This is a genomic window from Aeromonas schubertii (genome assembly GCF_000820105.1).
GTDB classification, from domain to species: Bacteria; Pseudomonadota; Gammaproteobacteria; order Enterobacterales; family Aeromonadaceae; genus Aeromonas; species Aeromonas schubertii.
The window spans coordinates 374-1,408 of sequence record NZ_CDDB01000075.1; the positions used below are offsets into that span (position 1 = coordinate 374).

Annotated in this window: 1 protein-coding gene; it reads right to left on the minus strand. The window is 66.6% G+C overall.

Annotated features, from left to right (window positions below; all coding sequences use genetic code 11):
* Window positions 1-924, minus strand: a 924-nt coding sequence (locus BN1133_RS15595) for a TAXI family TRAP transporter solute-binding subunit (protein WP_157432352.1), incomplete at its 3' end; no start/stop codon positions are given.
* Between the last annotated feature and the right edge of the window lie 111 nt (window positions 925-1,035).

A 1,035-nucleotide genomic window follows, 5' to 3' on the forward strand; every position in this document is an offset into this window, starting at 1 on the left:
CGAGGCCGCCTCGGCGGGAGGCGGAGCTCCCTCCAGATAGGCCTGGCTGCCCGGGTGCAGGGGCAGCACGGCAGAGAGCATCTGCTCCTTTTTGAGGGAGAGAAAGGCGGGGTGCAGGCGCTGGAAGCGCGCCATGTCGGCCAGCAGATGAGCGTCGAGGCGATAGACCAGGCTTGCCGGAAGGTCATCTCGTGCCACCAGCACGGCGGCGGTTCCCATGCTGGCCAGATCCTGCTCCTGCCCCGGGTAGAGGCCGGCAGTGATATGGCTCTTGCGATAGTCGGGGCGGTTGGCCAGCAGGGTCTCGACTGCTTCTCCCTCTATCGGGATGAGGCGAGCCTGGCAGCGGCCTAGCAAGTCCGTGATGATCTGGCTCGGATTGGCCGCGACCAGAAACAGGGCGTCGATCTCGCCGGCACAGAGGGCCTGGGCGCGATCGACCGGGCTCTCCTGTGGCAGGGCGTCAGGGGACCAGCCCATCGCCTCGAGCAGGGCCGTGGCGGTAGTGCGATCCCCCGAGCCGGCCGGCCCCAGATCCAGCCGCTTGCCCTTGAGGTCTTCCAGGCTCGCTATGCCGCTGTCGGCCCGCACCACCAGATTGAGGGGCTCGGTGTAGAGGGTGAAGAGGGGGCTGATGCCCCGAATGCTCCCCACACCAAGATGGGCCTCCCACAAGAGGTCTGCCTGCACCAGGGCGAGATCTATCTTCCCCGCCTGCAGCAGAGACAGGTTCTCCCGAGAGCCCGCCGTGCTGAGCACGGCGCACTCGGGCAGGGCGGGATCCTGGTTGATCAGGCGGCAGAGGGCTCCACCGGCCGGATAGTAGACACCCGTGATGGTCCCGGTTCCGATAACCAGGTGCGAGCGGGGGGCGGCCAGGGCGATGGCGGGCAATAGTGCGAGCAAGAGCAGCAGGGATTTCACTGGCAGTTTCTCTTGAAGGGCCTCAACAAAGGGGGTGCATTCAATCTAGCGCGGGCCGGTTTGAGGAACAAGCCGGCCCGCAGTGGTGTCAGCGAGCCAGGATAGCCCGCT